This is a genomic window from uncultured Nocardioides sp. (genome assembly GCF_947489365.1).
GTDB lineage: Bacteria > Actinomycetota > Actinomycetes > Propionibacteriales > Nocardioidaceae > Nocardioides.
The window spans coordinates 510,737-524,721 of the sequence record NZ_CANLDB010000003.1; the positions used below are offsets into that span (position 1 = coordinate 510,737).

14 protein-coding genes are annotated in these 13,985 nt (G+C 73.4%); 12 read left to right on the top strand and 2 right to left on the bottom strand.

All coding sequences use genetic code 11. The features are described 5' to 3' along the window. Nucleotides 1-21: 21 nt before the first annotated feature. The 4 genes from Q0858_RS11575 to Q0858_RS11590 all read left to right on the top strand — a co-directional run bounded on the left by Q0858_RS11575 (nucleotide 22) and on the right by Q0858_RS11590 (nucleotide 2,425). Nucleotides 22-684, top strand: a complete 663-nt coding sequence (locus Q0858_RS11575; protein ID WP_299054270.1) for a DedA family protein — start codon at nucleotides 22-24, stop codon at nucleotides 682-684. A 24-nt stretch (nucleotides 685-708) separates the two neighbouring features. After that, nucleotides 709-1,236: an orotate phosphoribosyltransferase gene (gene pyrE / locus Q0858_RS11580; protein WP_299054273.1), complete on the top strand. Its 528-nt coding sequence runs from the start codon at nucleotides 709-711 to the stop codon at nucleotides 1,234-1,236. A gap of 61 nt (nucleotides 1,237-1,297) precedes the next feature. Further along, the gene (locus Q0858_RS11585) at nucleotides 1,298-1,927 is read left to right on the top strand and encodes a TrmH family RNA methyltransferase (protein ID WP_299054548.1); all 630 of its coding nucleotides are present in this window, start codon (nucleotides 1,298-1,300) and stop codon (nucleotides 1,925-1,927) included. A gap of 21 nt (nucleotides 1,928-1,948) precedes the next feature. Then, nucleotides 1,949-2,425 (top strand): SRPBCC family protein, encoded by a 477-nt coding sequence (locus Q0858_RS11590; RefSeq protein ID WP_299054276.1) that lies wholly within the window; start codon nucleotides 1,949-1,951, stop codon nucleotides 2,423-2,425. On the opposite strand, the gene Q0858_RS11595 is transcribed toward Q0858_RS11590, so the two are convergent. Next, entirely contained in the window at nucleotides 2,400-2,909 is a 510-nt protein-coding gene (locus tag Q0858_RS11595) for a DUF2867 domain-containing protein (protein WP_299054279.1), read from the bottom strand. The two genes, Q0858_RS11590 and Q0858_RS11595, sit on opposite strands and share 26 nt — an antisense overlap. A 962-nt stretch (nucleotides 2,910-3,871) precedes the next feature. Here Q0858_RS11595 and Q0858_RS11600 point away from each other — a divergent pair. The 7 genes from Q0858_RS11600 (at nucleotide 3,872) to Q0858_RS11630 (ending at nucleotide 11,630) form a co-directional block, all read left to right on the top strand. After that, nucleotides 3,872-4,597, top strand: coding sequence for a hypothetical protein (locus Q0858_RS11600; protein ID WP_299054282.1), 726 nt, complete (start codon nucleotides 3,872-3,874; stop codon nucleotides 4,595-4,597). An 87-nt stretch (nucleotides 4,598-4,684) separates the two neighbouring features. Then, a complete protein-coding gene (fbaA, locus tag Q0858_RS11605) occupies nucleotides 4,685-5,719 on the top strand; it encodes a class II fructose-bisphosphate aldolase (RefSeq protein WP_299054285.1) in 1,035 nt (344 codons plus the stop codon). A gap of 97 nt (nucleotides 5,720-5,816) precedes the next feature. Further along, nucleotides 5,817-7,595, top strand: coding sequence for an alpha/beta fold hydrolase (locus tag Q0858_RS11610; protein WP_299054287.1), 1,779 nt, complete (start codon nucleotides 5,817-5,819; stop codon nucleotides 7,593-7,595). Nucleotides 7,596-7,646: 51 nt separating this feature from the next. After that, nucleotides 7,647-8,060, top strand: coding sequence for a DUF3151 domain-containing protein (locus Q0858_RS11615; RefSeq protein ID WP_299054289.1), 414 nt, complete (start codon nucleotides 7,647-7,649; stop codon nucleotides 8,058-8,060). A 38-nt stretch (nucleotides 8,061-8,098) separates the two neighbouring features. Continuing rightward, on the top strand, nucleotides 8,099-9,661 hold the full coding sequence (lysS, locus tag Q0858_RS11620; protein ID WP_299054292.1) for a lysine--tRNA ligase: 1,563 nt from the start codon (nucleotides 8,099-8,101) through the stop codon (nucleotides 9,659-9,661). 95 nt (nucleotides 9,662-9,756) lie between these two features. Further along, on the top strand, nucleotides 9,757-10,404 hold the full coding sequence (locus Q0858_RS11625; RefSeq protein WP_299054295.1) for a dihydrofolate reductase family protein: 648 nt from the start codon (nucleotides 9,757-9,759) through the stop codon (nucleotides 10,402-10,404). A 236-nt stretch (nucleotides 10,405-10,640) separates the two neighbouring features. Next, nucleotides 10,641-11,630, top strand: a complete 990-nt coding sequence (locus tag Q0858_RS11630; RefSeq protein ID WP_299054298.1) for a LuxR C-terminal-related transcriptional regulator — start codon at nucleotides 10,641-10,643, stop codon at nucleotides 11,628-11,630. Nucleotides 11,631-11,637: 7 nt separating this feature from the next. Here Q0858_RS11630 and Q0858_RS11635 read toward each other — a convergent pair whose 3' ends face one another. Then, the gene (locus tag Q0858_RS11635) at nucleotides 11,638-12,549 is read right to left on the bottom strand and encodes a diacylglycerol kinase family protein (protein WP_299054300.1); all 912 of its coding nucleotides are present in this window, start codon (nucleotides 12,547-12,549) and stop codon (nucleotides 11,638-11,640) included. Nucleotides 12,550-12,689: 140 nt separating this feature from the next. Here Q0858_RS11635 and Q0858_RS11640 point away from each other — a divergent pair, with 140 nt between their 5' ends. Beyond that, a complete protein-coding gene (locus Q0858_RS11640) occupies nucleotides 12,690-13,973 on the top strand; it encodes an adenylosuccinate synthase (RefSeq protein WP_299054303.1) in 1,284 nt (427 codons plus the stop codon). Nucleotides 13,974-13,985 lie beyond the last annotated feature (12 nt).

Here is a 13,985-nt window from a genome sequence, read left to right on the forward strand (position 1 = left end):
CCCCCCGGTAGCCTCGCCCGGGTGATCTCAGCGCTGGCCCACGCGGCAGACCCCTCGGGCCAGGACCTGGGCGGCGTCGCCGGCTGGGCCGTCGACCTGATGGAGCGCCTCGGCGCCGTGGGCGCGGGCCTCATCGTGGCGCTGGAGAACCTCTTCCCCCCGATCCCGAGCGAGATCATCCTGCCGCTCGCGGGCTTCACCGCCAGCCAGGGCGACTTCACGCTGGCCTCGGCCCTGTTCTGGACCACCGCCGGCTCGGTCGTCGGCGCGCTGATCCTGTACTACATCGGCGCGGCGTTCGGTCGCCAGCGGATGTACTGGGTCTGGGAGCGGATGCCGCTGGTCAAGACCGAGGACCTCGAGAAGACCGAGGCGTGGTTCGGCCGTCACGGCCGCAAGGCGGTGTTCTTCGGGCGGATGATCCCGATCTTCCGCAGCCTCATCTCGATCCCGGCCGGCATCGAGCGGATGCCCGTGCTGCAGTTCCTCGGCCTCACGTTGGCGGGCAGCCTGATCTGGAACACGATCTTCGTGCTGCTCGGCTTCTACCTCGGTGAGAACTGGGAGGCGATCGAGCCGGTCATGGGCGTCGTCCAGTACGTCGTCATCGGCGTCACCGTGGCGCTCCTCGCCTGGTGGCTGGTCAACCGGGTCCGCTCCCTCCGCCACAGGCGCGCCGCCTGAGCGGGACCCCTAGGCTTCTCGACCGTGACCGACGACCAGCTCGCCCGTGACGTCGACGCCGTCTGCCGCCTGAGCGGGGAGTTCACCCTCCGCTCCGGACAGGTCAGCAGCGAGTACTTCGACAAGTACCTCTTCGAGTCCGACCCGGCCCTGCTCGCGCGGGTCGCCGACGCCATGGTGCCGCTCGTGCCCGAGGGCACCGACCTCCTCGGCGGTCTCGAGCTCGGCGGCGTCCCGATCGCCACCGCCGTGTCCGCGCGCACGCTGCTGCCCGCGCTGTTCGTGCGGAAGAAGGCCAAGGAGTACGGCACCGCGAAGCTCGCCGAGGGCCCCGACGTGGCCGGGCGCCGCGTGACCCTGGTGGAGGACGTCATCACCACCGGCGGCGCGGTCCGCGACGCCACCCGGGCGCTGCGCGAGGCGGGCGCGGTCGTCGAGGTCGTGGTCTGCGCGATCGACCGCAGCCCCGCCGACGAGGACCCGCTCGCCGACGTCGGCCTCGAGGTCCGGCCCGTGCTCACGAAGGCGCAGCTCGACGCCGCGCGTGGCTGACCCCACCGGGTCGGACGACCGGGGAGACGGACGGGACGACGAGCGGGCGCCGTACGACCCGATGCCGCACGGCCCGCCCGAGGTCGGCGTCGGTCCCTGGGAGGGCGACCTCCCCGTCGGTGAGCAGTACGACGAGGGGCTGCTGCGCGACGGCGACCGGCGCAACGTCGTCGACCGCTACCGCTACTGGCGGATGGACGCCATCGTCGCCGACCTCGACACCCGCCGGCACGGGTTCCACGTCGCGATCGAGAACTGGCAGCACGACTTCAACATCGGCACGATCGTCCGCTCCGCCAACGCGTTCCTCGCCGCCGAGGTGCACGTCGTGGGCAACCGGCGCTGGAACCGGCGCGGCGCGATGGTCACGGACCGCTACCAGCACGTGCGTCACCACCCCGACGTCCCCGCGCTGGGGGCCTACCTCGCGGGGCTGGGGGACGGCGTCCCGCTGTGGGGCATCGACAACCTGCCCGGCTCGCTGCCGCTGGAGTCCGCGGACCTGCCCCGCGAGGTGTGCCTGCTGTTCGGGCAGGAGGGGCCCGGTCTGTCGGACCAGGCGCGGGGCGTGGTCGACGGCACCTTCTCGATCGCCCAGTACGGCTCCACCCGCTCGATCAACGCCTCCGCCGCGGCCGCGATCGCGATGCACGCGTGGGTCCGGGCCCACGCCGGGCCGCCTCCCGGCTGAGGGTCGTCGTACGGTCGCCCCGTGAGCACCCCGGAGCTGACCCACCGCGAGTCCGTGACGATCGACGCGAGCCCGGAGGCGGTGTGGGACCTGGTCACCAGCGTCGAGCGCACCGGCGAGTGGAGTCCCGTCTGCACCGCGTGCGCCTGGGAGGAGCCGTACGACGGCCCGGTGGTGGGTGCATGGTTCACCGGCCACAACGAGCACGCCGGCCGGGTCTGGGACACCCGCTCCCAGGTCGTCGAGGCCACCCCGGGGCGGTCGTTCGCGTGGCTCGTCGGCGGGGCCTACGTCCGGTGGGGCTACGAGATCGCGCCGGGTGCCGGCGGCGGCACGGAGCTGACGGAGACCTGGGAGTTCCTGCCCGCGGGCCTCGCGATGTTCCGCGAGAGGTTCGGCGACGACGCCGACGCGCAGGTCGCCGACCGCGCCGCGCAGGCCCACGCCGGCATCCCCGCCACCCTCGCGGCGATCAGGACGATCGCGGAGCGCGGCTGACGCCGCCCGCCCGGCCGGCGGCGCGCGAGACGTCGGCGCAGGTGCGCCGGTGGACCCACTCCATGAGCACCTCGCGGGCCGGCAGGTCGACGACGAGGTAGGTGACGCCGAGGAGCCCCGCGGGGTCGAACCGGACCGACTGCGTCAGCTCGCACCCACCGGTCACGACGGGCGTGACCTCGGTGGTGAAGGTGACCCGGCCCGGCGCCCGCACGGTCGCCTCCATGACGAGCCGCCGGCGCGAGCGGTCGGCGTCGCGGACCAGCCAGAAGCCGGCGCGGTCACCGGTCCGCAGCTCGGCGCCGCCGGGCGCGGGATGCCCGCGGTCCTGCCCGCCGGCGAGGCGGTCGAGGGCGTCGCGGAAGCGGAACGGGATCGTGTCCAGGTACCACCGCGGGCCGGCGCTGCCGTCGGCCACGGTCGCCCAGGCGACGTCCGGCTCGACGTCCAGGCCGGTGGAGCGCGTGCTCGTCCTCGGGGTCACGCGGGGACGGTACCCAGGCACACCGCCGCGACCGAGGGACGAGGCCTGCGAGACGAGAGCTGGCCTCGAGTCGGCGCGTCTGCGCAGCCCGAGGGCGTCGAGTCGGCACGTCTGCGCAGCTGAGGGGCGTCGAGTCGGGCTCTTGCGCTGGATGTGTGGTCCGCGTGGTCCCGTTCACGGTCGGGAGCCGTGGTCGCGGTACTCCGTGACGATATGCACCAACTGCGGGTCTGAGCTCGTGCGAGACGTCACGGAGTACCGCTCGTCCACAGCCGGGCGGGTTCGCCCCGGTACTCGCCTGAGGAACTGTCGTCCCGGACCTTGCCGGACAGCAGGACCTCAGGGGACTGACCCTGCGGCTCACCGAGCCGCGGTGGACAACGCCCGCGACCCCCTCGACCGTGCACGAGCCGACACAGTTCGACGCCAGGTGGGCTCCTTCGCCGCCTCACACCGCACCAGGCCGCGCCGGCGCACCCACCGCCGAGGCGAACTGTGTCCCTCCGTGCAGCCCCAGGCGACTCGACGCCGTACGGCTGCGGGCGCCGCCGCTCCCGATCGCCACTCGACGCGGCTGGTCGTCTGACCGGGTCTCGACGACGCGGACTCGCTGCGCTCGTCTGCTGCTCGACCAGCGGGTGGCCGGTCGGCTGGGCGTCTGACCGGGTCTCGACGACGCGGACTCGCTGCACCCGTCTGCTGCTCGACCAGCGGGGGGCGGGTGGTCTGACCGGGTCTCGACGACGCGGACTCGCTGCGCTCGTCTGCTGCTCGACCAGCGGGTGGCCGGTCGGCTGGGCGTCTGACCGGGTCTCGACGACGCGGACTCGCTGCACCCGTCTGCTGCTCGACCAGCGGGGGGCGGGTGGTCTGACCGGGTCTCGACGACGCGGACTCGCTGCACCCGTCTGCTGCTCGACCAGCGGAGGGGCCGTTCCGGCGGCCGTGCCAGGCTCGTCAGCGTGACCGACCTGCGCTTCTACCTCGACCCCGTCTGCCCCTTCGCCTGGCTCACGTCCCGCTGGGTCCGCACCGTCGCCGCGCAGCGCGACTACGACGTCGAGTGGCGATTCATCTCGCTGCGGCTGCTCAACGCCCACGTCGACTACGACGCGCAGTTCCCCGCCGACTACGAGGCCGGGCACACCGCAGGGCTGCGGGTGCTGCGGCTGCTGCACCGCGTCCGGGCCGAGCACGGCAACGACGCGGTCGAGCGGCTCCACGCGGCGTACGGCCGGCGGATCTTCGAGGCTGCCGACAGCGCCGACCTCGACGCCGGCTTCCGGGGCACGGCCCCGCTGGTCGGGCCGCTGCTCGAGGAGGTCGGCCTGCCCGCCGAGCTCGTCGACGCCCTCGACGACGAGGCGCGGGACGCCGCCCTGCAGGCCGAGACCGACGAGGCGCTCGCGCTGACCGGCAAGGACGTCGGGACCCCGATCCTGCACGTCGAGCCCGACGCAGCCGACGGGGGCACCGGCTTCTTCGGCCCGGTCATCAGCCGCCTGCCCGGCGACGAGGAGGCCCTCGAGCTGTGGGAGCACGTCGTCGCCCTCGCCCGCTTCGGCGGCTTCACCGAGCTCAAGCGCAGCCTGCGCGAGCGTCCGCAGCTGGCGTCGTTCGGCGTGAGCCCCGACGACGTCGGGGCGGTCGACGACTGGCACGGCGGCAGCCGCCGACAGCACCGGTGAACGGCGGTCCCACGCCCGCCCCCGACTGAGTAGGGTCGCCGCAGCAGCGAGATCCGACCTGCCCCACCGCGCCGAAGGAGCCGCACCATGCCGATCGCCACCCCCGAGGTGTACGCCGAGATGCTGGACAAGGCGAAGAAGAACCAGTTCGCCTACCCCGCCATCAACGTCTCCTCGTCGCAGACCCTGAACGCGGCGCTCAAGGGCTTCGCGGACGCCGGCTCCGACGGCATCATCCAGGTCTCCACGGGCGGCGCCGAGTACCTCTCCGGCCCGAGCGTGAAGGACATGGTGGTCGGCTCGACGGCGTTCGCGCTCTTCGCCCACGAGGTCGCCCGCGCCTACCCGGTCAACATCGCGCTGCACACCGACCACTGCCCGAAGGACAAGCTCGACGGCTTCGTCCGCCCGCTGCTCGACCTCTCGCGCGACCGCGTCGACCGGGGCGAGAACCCGCTGTTCCAGTCGCACATGTGGGACGGCTCGGCCGTGCCGCTGGACGAGAACCTCGAGATCGCCGAGGACCTGCTGGCCCGCGCGGCCGCGGCGAAGATCGTCCTCGAGATCGAGGTCGGTGTGGTCGGCGGCGAGGAGGACGGCGTCGAGGGCGGGTCCGGCGACAAGCTCTACTCGACCACGGACGACGCGCTGGCCACCGTCCGCGCGCTCGGCACCGGCGAGAAGGGCCGCTACCTGACCGCGCTGACGTTCGGCAACGTCCACGGCGTCTACAAGCCCGGCAACGTCAAGCTGCGCCCCGAGATCCTCCAGAAGGCCCAGGAGGCCGTCGTCGCCGAGCTCGGCCTGGACGCCGGGTCGAAGCCGTTCGACCTCGTCTTCCACGGCGGGTCCGGCTCCACCGCCGAGGAGATCGGCGCCGCGGTCGACTTCGGCGTTATCAAGATGAACGTCGACACCGACACCCAGTACGCCTTCACCCGGCCCGTCGCCGGCCACATGCTCGCCAACTACGACGGCGTGCTGAAGATCGACGGGGAGGTCGGCAACAAGAAGGTCTACGACCCCCGCGCGTGGGGCAAGGCCGCCGAGGCCGGCATGTCCGCCCGCGTCGTCGAGGCCTGCGAGAACCTGCGCTCCGCAGGGACGTCCGTCAGCGGCTGAGCCGCCCTGCTGGTCACCTCCCCCTCGCACATAGTTCGCCGGAAGCCCGGCGTGGCGCCCTCGCGCGGCGTCCGTGGATAGCCCTAGGTTGCCCGGTATGACACAGATCACTCGGGGGAGAACCGTCGCGCGGTGGGGGGCCGGTCTGCTGGCCGGCCTCCTCGCCGCCTCACTCGCACCAGGAGTCACCGGCGCGGCGTCCGCGGAGGAGCCGGGCGGCGGCGACGCGCTGACGTTCGAGGCGCCGCGGTCGCAGGAGCCCAGCCAGACCGCGGCCGCCCGCGCCGCGGCCCAGGGGGTCGGTGAGGCGAGGACGCCCACGATCCGCTGGGGCAGCTGCGGCAGGAACAGCCCGGCCCGCGCCCAGTGCGCGACCGTGCAGGTGCCGCTGGACTACGACAACCCGCGCGGGCGCACGACGCCGCTGGCCGTTCTCAAGTGGCGGGCGAAGCAGCCGAAGAACCGCATCGGCAGCCTGTTCGTGAACCCCGGCGGCCCCGGCGGTGAGGCCCGCGGCTTCGCCACGGTCGCCGGCAAGCTGATCAGCCCGGCCGTCGACCGCCGCTTCGACGTCATCGGTGTCGACCCCCGCGGGGTCGGCGGCAGCAAGCAGGCCGTCTGCCGGGGCACCGCCGACACGGCGCCCTTCACGAACCTCGCCTACCCGATCACCGACGCCCAGGTGCGCCGCCAGTTCCGCGCCGACGACGCGCTCCGCAGCCTCTGCGACCAGGGCGCGCCGCCGATCGTCGACCACATGTCGACCGCCGACAACGCCCGCGACATGGAGCTCCTCCGCCGTGCGCTGGGCCAGGGCAAGCTCAACTACTACGGCGTCTCCTACGGCACCTACCTCGGCCAGACCTACGCCGCGCTGTTCCCGAGGAACATCCGCGCGCTGACCATCGACGCGGTCCTCGACCCGATCTCCTGGTCGAAGGGCCCGAAGAAGCCCCCGCTGCGTCCGTTCACGTGGCGCCTGCGCAGCGGCCAGGGCGCCTACCGCGCCCTCACCACCGCGTTCGCCGAGTGCGACCGCGTGGGCGAGAGCCGGTGCGACCTCGCGCCCTCGTCGTCCACGAAGTGGCGCGAGCTGCTCCAGGCCGCCCGTGACGGGGAGATCGTCTTCCCCGGCGAGGACGGCGAGCCGGGCTTCCGCGTCCGCGAGCAGGACCTGGTGAGCACGGCGCTGTCCGTGCTCTATGCCGCCGCCGAGATCCAGCCGTTCTTCAGCTACCTCGCCGAGCTGCACGCGACGTTCGTCGACGCTCCGCCCGCGGCGGCCCGCTCGGCGAAGGCCCGCGAGCTGGCGGACGAGTGGGAGGACTACGAGGACCTCGTGGCGGAGCGGGAGCGCCGTGGCCCGTACGCCAGCCCGGTCGCCGCCACCGCGCCCGCGGTCTCCACGACCCCGGTCGCGACGGCGGACCGCCGCTACGGCGCGGGCGTCGCCTTCCAGGCCGTGGGCTGCAGCGACACCCGCAACCCGCGCGACCCGCAGGCCTGGGTCGAGGCGGCCGCCGCCACCGGCCCGTCGCCGTGGTTCGGTCCGCTGTGGTCCTGGGCGTCGTCGCCCTGCGCGAAGCAGGGCATCGGCGACGGCTCGGACTCCTTCCGGGGCGGGTGGTACACCACCACCTCGACGCCGCTGCTGATCGTCGGCAACAACTACGACCCCGCCACCTCGGTGCGCGGCGCCCGACGCGCCAACAAGGTGTTCACCGGCTCGTCGATGCTGTTCTACGACGGCTACGGCCACGGCAACCTGGGCGAGAGCTCCTGCGTCACCGAGGCGTACCGGGAGTACTTCATCTCCCGCAAGCTCGTCCGCAACGGCAGCACCTGCACACCGGACCGTCAGCTGTTCCCGAACTGACGGCGAGGGCGGAGTGAGGGCGGGGGCCCGGTCGTCTGAGAGGCTTGCGGCATGCCGCACGCCGACCTGATGGCCGGGCCCCCGCCCGTCCACCTGCCCCCCGACCCCGCCGCCGACCTGATCGAGGCCGGCGAGACCCCTGAGCAGGTCGTCCGGGAGCACCCCGCGTCCCCGCTCGCCTGGGCGACCCTCGCGCAGTCGGCCAAGGACGCCGGCGCCGACGACGTCACCGTGTACGCCTACGCCCGCGTCGGCTACCACCGCAGCCTCGACATGCTGCGCCGCAGCGGCTGGAAGGGCCACGGCCCCGTGCCGTGGGAGCACGAGCCCAACCGCGGCTTCCTGCGCTGCATGGCGCTGCTCGCGCTCGCCGCCCGCGACATCGGCGAGACCGACGAGTGGAACCGCTGCGCCGACTTCCTCGCCGAGACCAGCCGTCCGGCGTACGACGCACTGCTGGGCTGAGACCGCGGCCGCCGGAGGCGCCCGGTAGTTTCGCCCGCGTGAGTGACACGCCCGCCGAGCCGACCCCCGACGCCGTCTCCGACGACACCCCCGAGCAGATCCGGGTGCGTCGCGAGAAGCGCGCGCGCCTGCTCGAGGCGGGTCGCGAGGCCTACCCCGTCGTCGTCGAGCGCACCCACTCGCTGCGCGAGGTGCGGGAGCGCTGGGGCCACCTCGAGGCGGGGGAGGAGACCCAGGACGTCGTCTCGGTCGCCGCCCGCGTCGTGTTCGTCCGCAACACCGGCAAGCTCTGCTTCGCCACCCTCCAGGAGGGTCTCGGGCTCGAGGTCGCCGACGACCTCGCCCCCCGCCTGCAGGTCATGCTCAGCCTCGTCGAGGTGGGCGAGGACGCCCTCGCCGCCTGGAAGGCGGACGTCGACCTCGGCGACCACGTGTCGGTGACCGGACGGGTGATCTGCTCGCGCCGCGGGGAGCTCTCCGTGATGGCCACCGGCTGGACGATGGCCTCCAAGGCCCTGCGTCCGCTGCCCGTGCTGCACCGCGAGCTGTCCGAGGAGGTCCGGGTCCGGCAGCGGTACGCCGACCTCATCGTCCGCGACGAGGCCCGCGCGATGGTCCGCACGCGCGCCGCCGCGGTCCGCGCCGTCCGCCGCACGCTCGAGGACGACGGCTACCTCGAGATCGAGACGCCCGTCCTGCAGCTGATCCACGGCGGCGCCGCGGCGCGGCCGTTCCGCACGCACATGAACGCGTTCGACCAGCCGATGACGCTGCGCATCGCGCTCGAGCTGAACCTCAAGAAGGCCGTCGTCGGCGGCGTCGACCGGGTCTTCGAGATCGGGCGGATCTTCCGCAACGAGGGCGTCGACGCCACCCACAGCCCCGAGTTCACGATGCTGGAGGCCTACCAGGCGTGGGGCGACCAGCACACGATGGCCGACCTGACGAGGCGGCTGTTCCTCGCCGTGGCCGACGCGATCTCGCCCGACGGCACCCGCCAGGTCCAGACCCCCGCCGGCGTCGTGGACCTGGACGGCGAGTGGCGCTGGCTGCCCGTCTACACCGGCGTCTCCGAGGCGGTGGGCGAGGAGGTCACGCCCGAGACCTCCGCCGAGCGGCTCCGCGCACTCGCCGACGCCCACGACGTCGAGGTCGACCCGGCGTGGGGCGCGGAGAAGCTCGTGCTCGAGCTGCTGTCCGAGCTCGTCGAGCCGACCCTGCTGCAGCCGACGTTCCTCTGCGACTACCCGCCGTCCGCCCAGCCGTTGGCCCGGCGCCACCGCAGCGAGCCCGGCCTGATCGAGGCGTGGGACCTCATCGTCGCCGGCGTCGAGCGGGGGACGGCGTTCTCCGAGCTCGTCGACCCCGTCGTCCAGCGGGAGGTCCTGGAGGCGCAGTCGCTCCTGGCCGCCGGCGGCGACCCCGAGGCGATGGCGCTCGACGAGGACTTCCTCCGCGCCCTCGAGTACGGCGCCCCGCCCATGGGCGGCATGGGCCTCGGCATCGACCGGCTGCTCGCCCTGTTCACCGGCACCGCCGAGCGCACCACCGGCGTCCGCGACACCATCCTCTTCCCCCACCTGCGCCCCGAGGGTCGGTAGTCGCCGAGTCGGCCCGGACGCACGCCCCGGGGACGCCGAGTCGGCCCGGACGCACGCGGCGATGAGTTCGCAGGGCCGCCGCGGTCCGTCCTCCCATGAGCCAGCTGCTGCGCGTCCACAACCTGACGGTCTCCGCCGACGGCTTCGGCGCCGGGGAGGGCCAGAGCCTCGAGCGGCCGTTCGGGCACGCCGACCCCGCGGAGCTGTTCGCCTGGGCGGGCGCCACCGCGAGCTGGCCGAACCGGACGGATCCGGGTGGCAGCCGTGGCCTCGACGACTACATGACCCGCGACTTCGGGCGGAGCATCGGCGCCGAGATCATGGGACGCGGGAAGTTCGGCCCCCAGACCGGCCCCTGGGAGAACCACGACTGGCAGGGCTGGTGGGGTGACGAGCCGCCCTTCGGGACACCGGTGTTCGTCGTCACCCACCACCCGCGGCCGTCGTTCGCGCTCGGGGCGACGACGTTCCACTTCACCGACGCCGAGCCCGCGGTCGTGCTCGACCGGGCACGCGCCGCCGCCGGCGGCAGGGACGTGCGCCTCGGGGGTGGGGCCACGACGGTGCGGTCGTTCCTGGACGCCGGGCTGGTCGACACGCTGCACGTCGCCGTGAACCCGGGGGTCCACCTCGGGCGCGGCGCACGCCTGTGGGACGCGCCGGCCGACCTGGAGGACCGCTACCACCACGAGGTCGTGCCCAGCCCGAGCGGCGTCGTCCACCACCTGTTCTGGCGGGACTGACGGGACGGCAGGAACCTGCCAGTAGATGGTGGACGCAAGGAGAAGGCGCCGGAGCCATCCCTGCTGGTGGCTCCGACGCCCGTGCGCCGTGGCGATCCCATCCCCCGATGTCGATCAACCCACGTCCAGTCTCATCCCCCGCGGTGTGACCGGACAGAACGGCGTTGCGTCAATCCTCCCACCCCCCGCACCCTGTGAACTGGCTCAGAAAGGCCGCTGTCACTAAGTTGCCACCCATGACGTCGCGCGAGTCCCCGGTCCTGTCGGCGATCGGGGTGTCGAAGGCCGCCCAGCGGACCTACGAGCGGGTGCTCGGGATGAGCGGCTCCTCGGTCGAGGTCGTCGCCGGGCTGCTGGGGGTCACCGCCGACGAGATGCCCGACGTCCTGGAACCGCTGTCGTCGTGCGGGGCGGTCGTCGTCCAGGACGGCCACGTCGTGGTCCGCACGCCCAGCGAGGTCGTGCACCACCTGCTCACCGACTGGGCCGAGGACGCCGCGTCGGCGCAGCGGCGGCTCGAGGCGCTGACCGGGGCGATGGGTGCGCTGAACGCGTCGACGAGCCGTCCCGACCCCCGTGCCCTGGACGTCCTGGGAGCGCTGGACGGCGAGGTGTCCCGCGGCGGCAACCCGGTCGCCCTGCTCAAGGACCTCGTCGAGCGCAGCACCGGGGACCTGCGGTGGTTCCGCCCGGACCAGTTCCGGCGGCCCCGCGAGGACGCCATGGCCGAGATCGTGGGGCTGGCGGTCGCCGGCGGGCGGGTCTCCCGGGCGATCTACCCTGCGCGGGCGCTGCACGAGGCGCCGGACACGCTGCGCCGGCGCTCGGAGGTGGGGGAGGAGATCCGGATCGTCGCCGACCTGCCGACCCGGCTGATCGTCATCGGCGACACCCACGCCGTCCTGCCCGAACCACTCGGCCGGGCCGACGAGCCGCGGCTCCTCGTCCGCCAGCTGTCGGTGGTCCAGGCCTGCTCGCTGCTGTTCGACGCCTACTGGGAGCGGGCGCTGCCCGTGCCCGGGCTGGAGCGCGGGGTGGCGCGACCGGACCTGCGGCGGTTCGTCGTCCAGCAGCTCGCCGCGGGGGTGCAGGACGAGCAGATCGCGCGGGCGCTGGGCGTCAGCCTCCGCACGGTACGGCGCCGCATCGCCGACATGATGGTCGAGCTGGGGGCGGACTCACGGTTCCAGGCCGGCGTCGAGGCCGCGCGCCGCGGCTGGCTGTAGGAGCGGCTCAGGGCACGATCAGCGTGTACGCCGACGGCTCGACGCGCCACGACCGCGAGCGCTCCGGCCCGTAGATCTCGCCGTCGGCCGAGCACCAGAACTCCTCGCCGGAGATCGTGACGCGGGTGCCGCGGTGGTAGAGCACGTCCTCGCGCTGGGCGTGGCGGCGGCGGACCAGGTCGGCGACGTAGGAGAACCGGGCGACCGGCCCGATCGCCCGGGAGACCATGACGTCGACCTTGCCGTCGGTGGTGTCCGCGGCCGGGGTGAGGCTGGTGCCCCCGCCGACGGTGGCGCCGTTGCCGACGGCGACCATGAGGACCGGCTGGTGGAGGTCGTTGACGGTGACGCCGTCGATCTCGACGTGCAGGCGCCGGAACGGCGGCCGGAACGCGGCGAGCGCGGCGCCGATCGGGTAGCCGAGCTTGCCGAGGTTGACCTTCCCGACGCCGATCGCGCCGAGCCGGGTCTTCCAGCGGCTGCCGCGGCGGCTGGCCTGGGCGCCCGCGCCCACGTGGACGTTGTTGACGACGATCTCCCCGACCTCGTCGACGATGAGGTCGGTGGGGCGGCCCTTGCCGGCGAGGATCACGCGGGCCGCGTCGGCGGGCTCCAGCGGGATCGAGACGTGGCGGGCGAAGTCGTTGCCGGTGCCGAGCGGCAGGACCCCGATCGTCGCGTCGCGCAGCTCGTTGCGGCGGTAGAGGGCCGACACGACGGCGTGGAGGCTCCCGTCGCCCCCGGCGACGACGATCCAGCGGGAACCCGCGCGGTGCAGGACGCCGTCCAGCTCCCCGGGTCCGCTCGTCTCGGCGACCTCGACGGACGCCTCGGCCCGCAGCACGGCCAGCGCCTGCTCGAGGTTCTCCTCGGCCGCGGTGCCCGCCCCGGAGTTGGTGATGACGAGCAGAGGGTCCACCCGGCGACCCTAGCCGCCCGTGCACCGGCCGGGCCGGGGCCCGGGGGCTGGTAGTTTGTCGGCCGCACACAGGGCCCGCGGGGCGGGCCCACCAGCCGGTCCGCTGTGCCGGACCGACGATCAGGGGGAGGCGGGACGCGATGCCCGCGATCATGATCCTGGGCGCCCAGTGGGGCGACGAGGGCAAGGGCAAGGCAACCGACCTGCTGGCCACCAGCAGCAGGATCGACTACGTGGTGCGGACGTCCGGCGGCCACAACGCCGGCCACACGATCGTCGTCGACGGCGAGAAGTTCGCGACGCACCTGCTGCCCAGCGGCATCATCACCCCCGGTGCGACCTGCGTGATCGGCAACGGCGTGGTCGTCTCGCCGGAGGCGCTCTTCCGCGAGCTCGACGGGCTGCTCGAGCGCGGCGTGGAGCTCGCCGACCTGGTCGTGTCCGCCAACGCGCACGTCATCGCGTCGTACCACGGGGTGATCGACAAGGTCACCGAGCGCTTCCTCGGCAAGAACAAGATCGGCACCACCGGTCGCGGCATCGGGCCGGCGTACGCCGACAAGGTCAACCGCGTCGGCGTCCGGGTGGCGGACCTGTTCGACGAGAAGATCCTCACCGAGAAGGTCGAGGCGGCCCTCGAGGTGCGCAACCACCTGCTGGCGAAGGTCTACAACCGCCGGGCCATCGAGGTCGACGCGGTCGTCGCCGAGCTGACGTCGTACGCCGAGCGGCTGCGGCCGATGGTCGCCGACACGTCACTGTTGCTGAACAAGGCGCTGGACCGCGGCGAGACCGTCCTGTTCGAGGGCGCGCAGGCCACGATGCTCGACGTCGACCACGGGACCTACCCCTTCGTCACGTCCAGCAACCCGGTCGCGGGCGGCGTGTGCGTCGGCGGCGGCATCGGCCCCACCCGGGTGGACCGGGTCATCGGCGTCATCAAGGCGTACACGACGCGCGTCGGCTCGGGCCCGTTCCCGACGGAGCTGTTCGACGAGGACGGCGAGAAGCTGTGGAAGATCGGCGGCGAGGTCGGCGTCTCGACCGGGCGCGACCGCCGCTGCGGCTGGTACGACTCCGTCATCGCCCGCTACGCCACCCGCGTCAACGGGCTCACGGAGTTCTTCCTCACCAAGCTCGACGTGCTCTCGTCGTGGGACCGGGTGCCGGTCTGCGTGGCCTACGAGGTCGACGGCGTGCGGCACGACGAGATGCCGATGACGCAGGGCGAGTTCCACCGGGCGAAGCCGGTCTACGAGTACCTCCCCGGCTGGTGGGAGGACATCTCCGGGGTCCGCAGCTTCGCCGAGCTGCCGAAGAACGCCCAGGCGTACGTGTCGGCGCTCGAGGACCTCTCGGGCGCGCCGTTCTGGGGCGTCGGAGTCGGTCCCGGCCGTGAGCAGACGCTGACCGTCCACGAGTAGGGCGGGCGTCCC

Bases quoted from the DNA above. Each gene is read 5' to 3' on its own strand.
- Q0858_RS11615 (WP_299054289.1), top strand. From the start codon at position 7,647: ATGCCGCACGCCGACCTGATGGCCGGGCCCCCGCCCGTCCACCTGCCC.
- Q0858_RS11640 (WP_299054303.1), top strand. From the start codon at position 12,690: ATGCCCGCGATCATGATCCTGGGCGCCCAGTGGGGCGACGAGGGCAAG.
- fbaA (WP_299054285.1), top strand. From the start codon at position 4,685: ATGCCGATCGCCACCCCCGAGGTGTACGCCGAGATGCTGGACAAGGCG.
- Q0858_RS11585 (WP_299054548.1), top strand. From the start codon at position 1,298: ATGCCGCACGGCCCGCCCGAGGTCGGCGTCGGTCCCTGGGAGGGCGAC.
- Q0858_RS11610 (WP_299054287.1), top strand. From the start codon at position 5,817: ATGACACAGATCACTCGGGGGAGAACCGTCGCGCGGTGGGGGGCCGGT.
- Q0858_RS11625 (WP_299054295.1), top strand. From the start codon at position 9,757: ATGAGCCAGCTGCTGCGCGTCCACAACCTGACGGTCTCCGCCGACGGC.
- Q0858_RS11630 (WP_299054298.1), top strand. From the start codon at position 10,641: ATGACGTCGCGCGAGTCCCCGGTCCTGTCGGCGATCGGGGTGTCGAAG.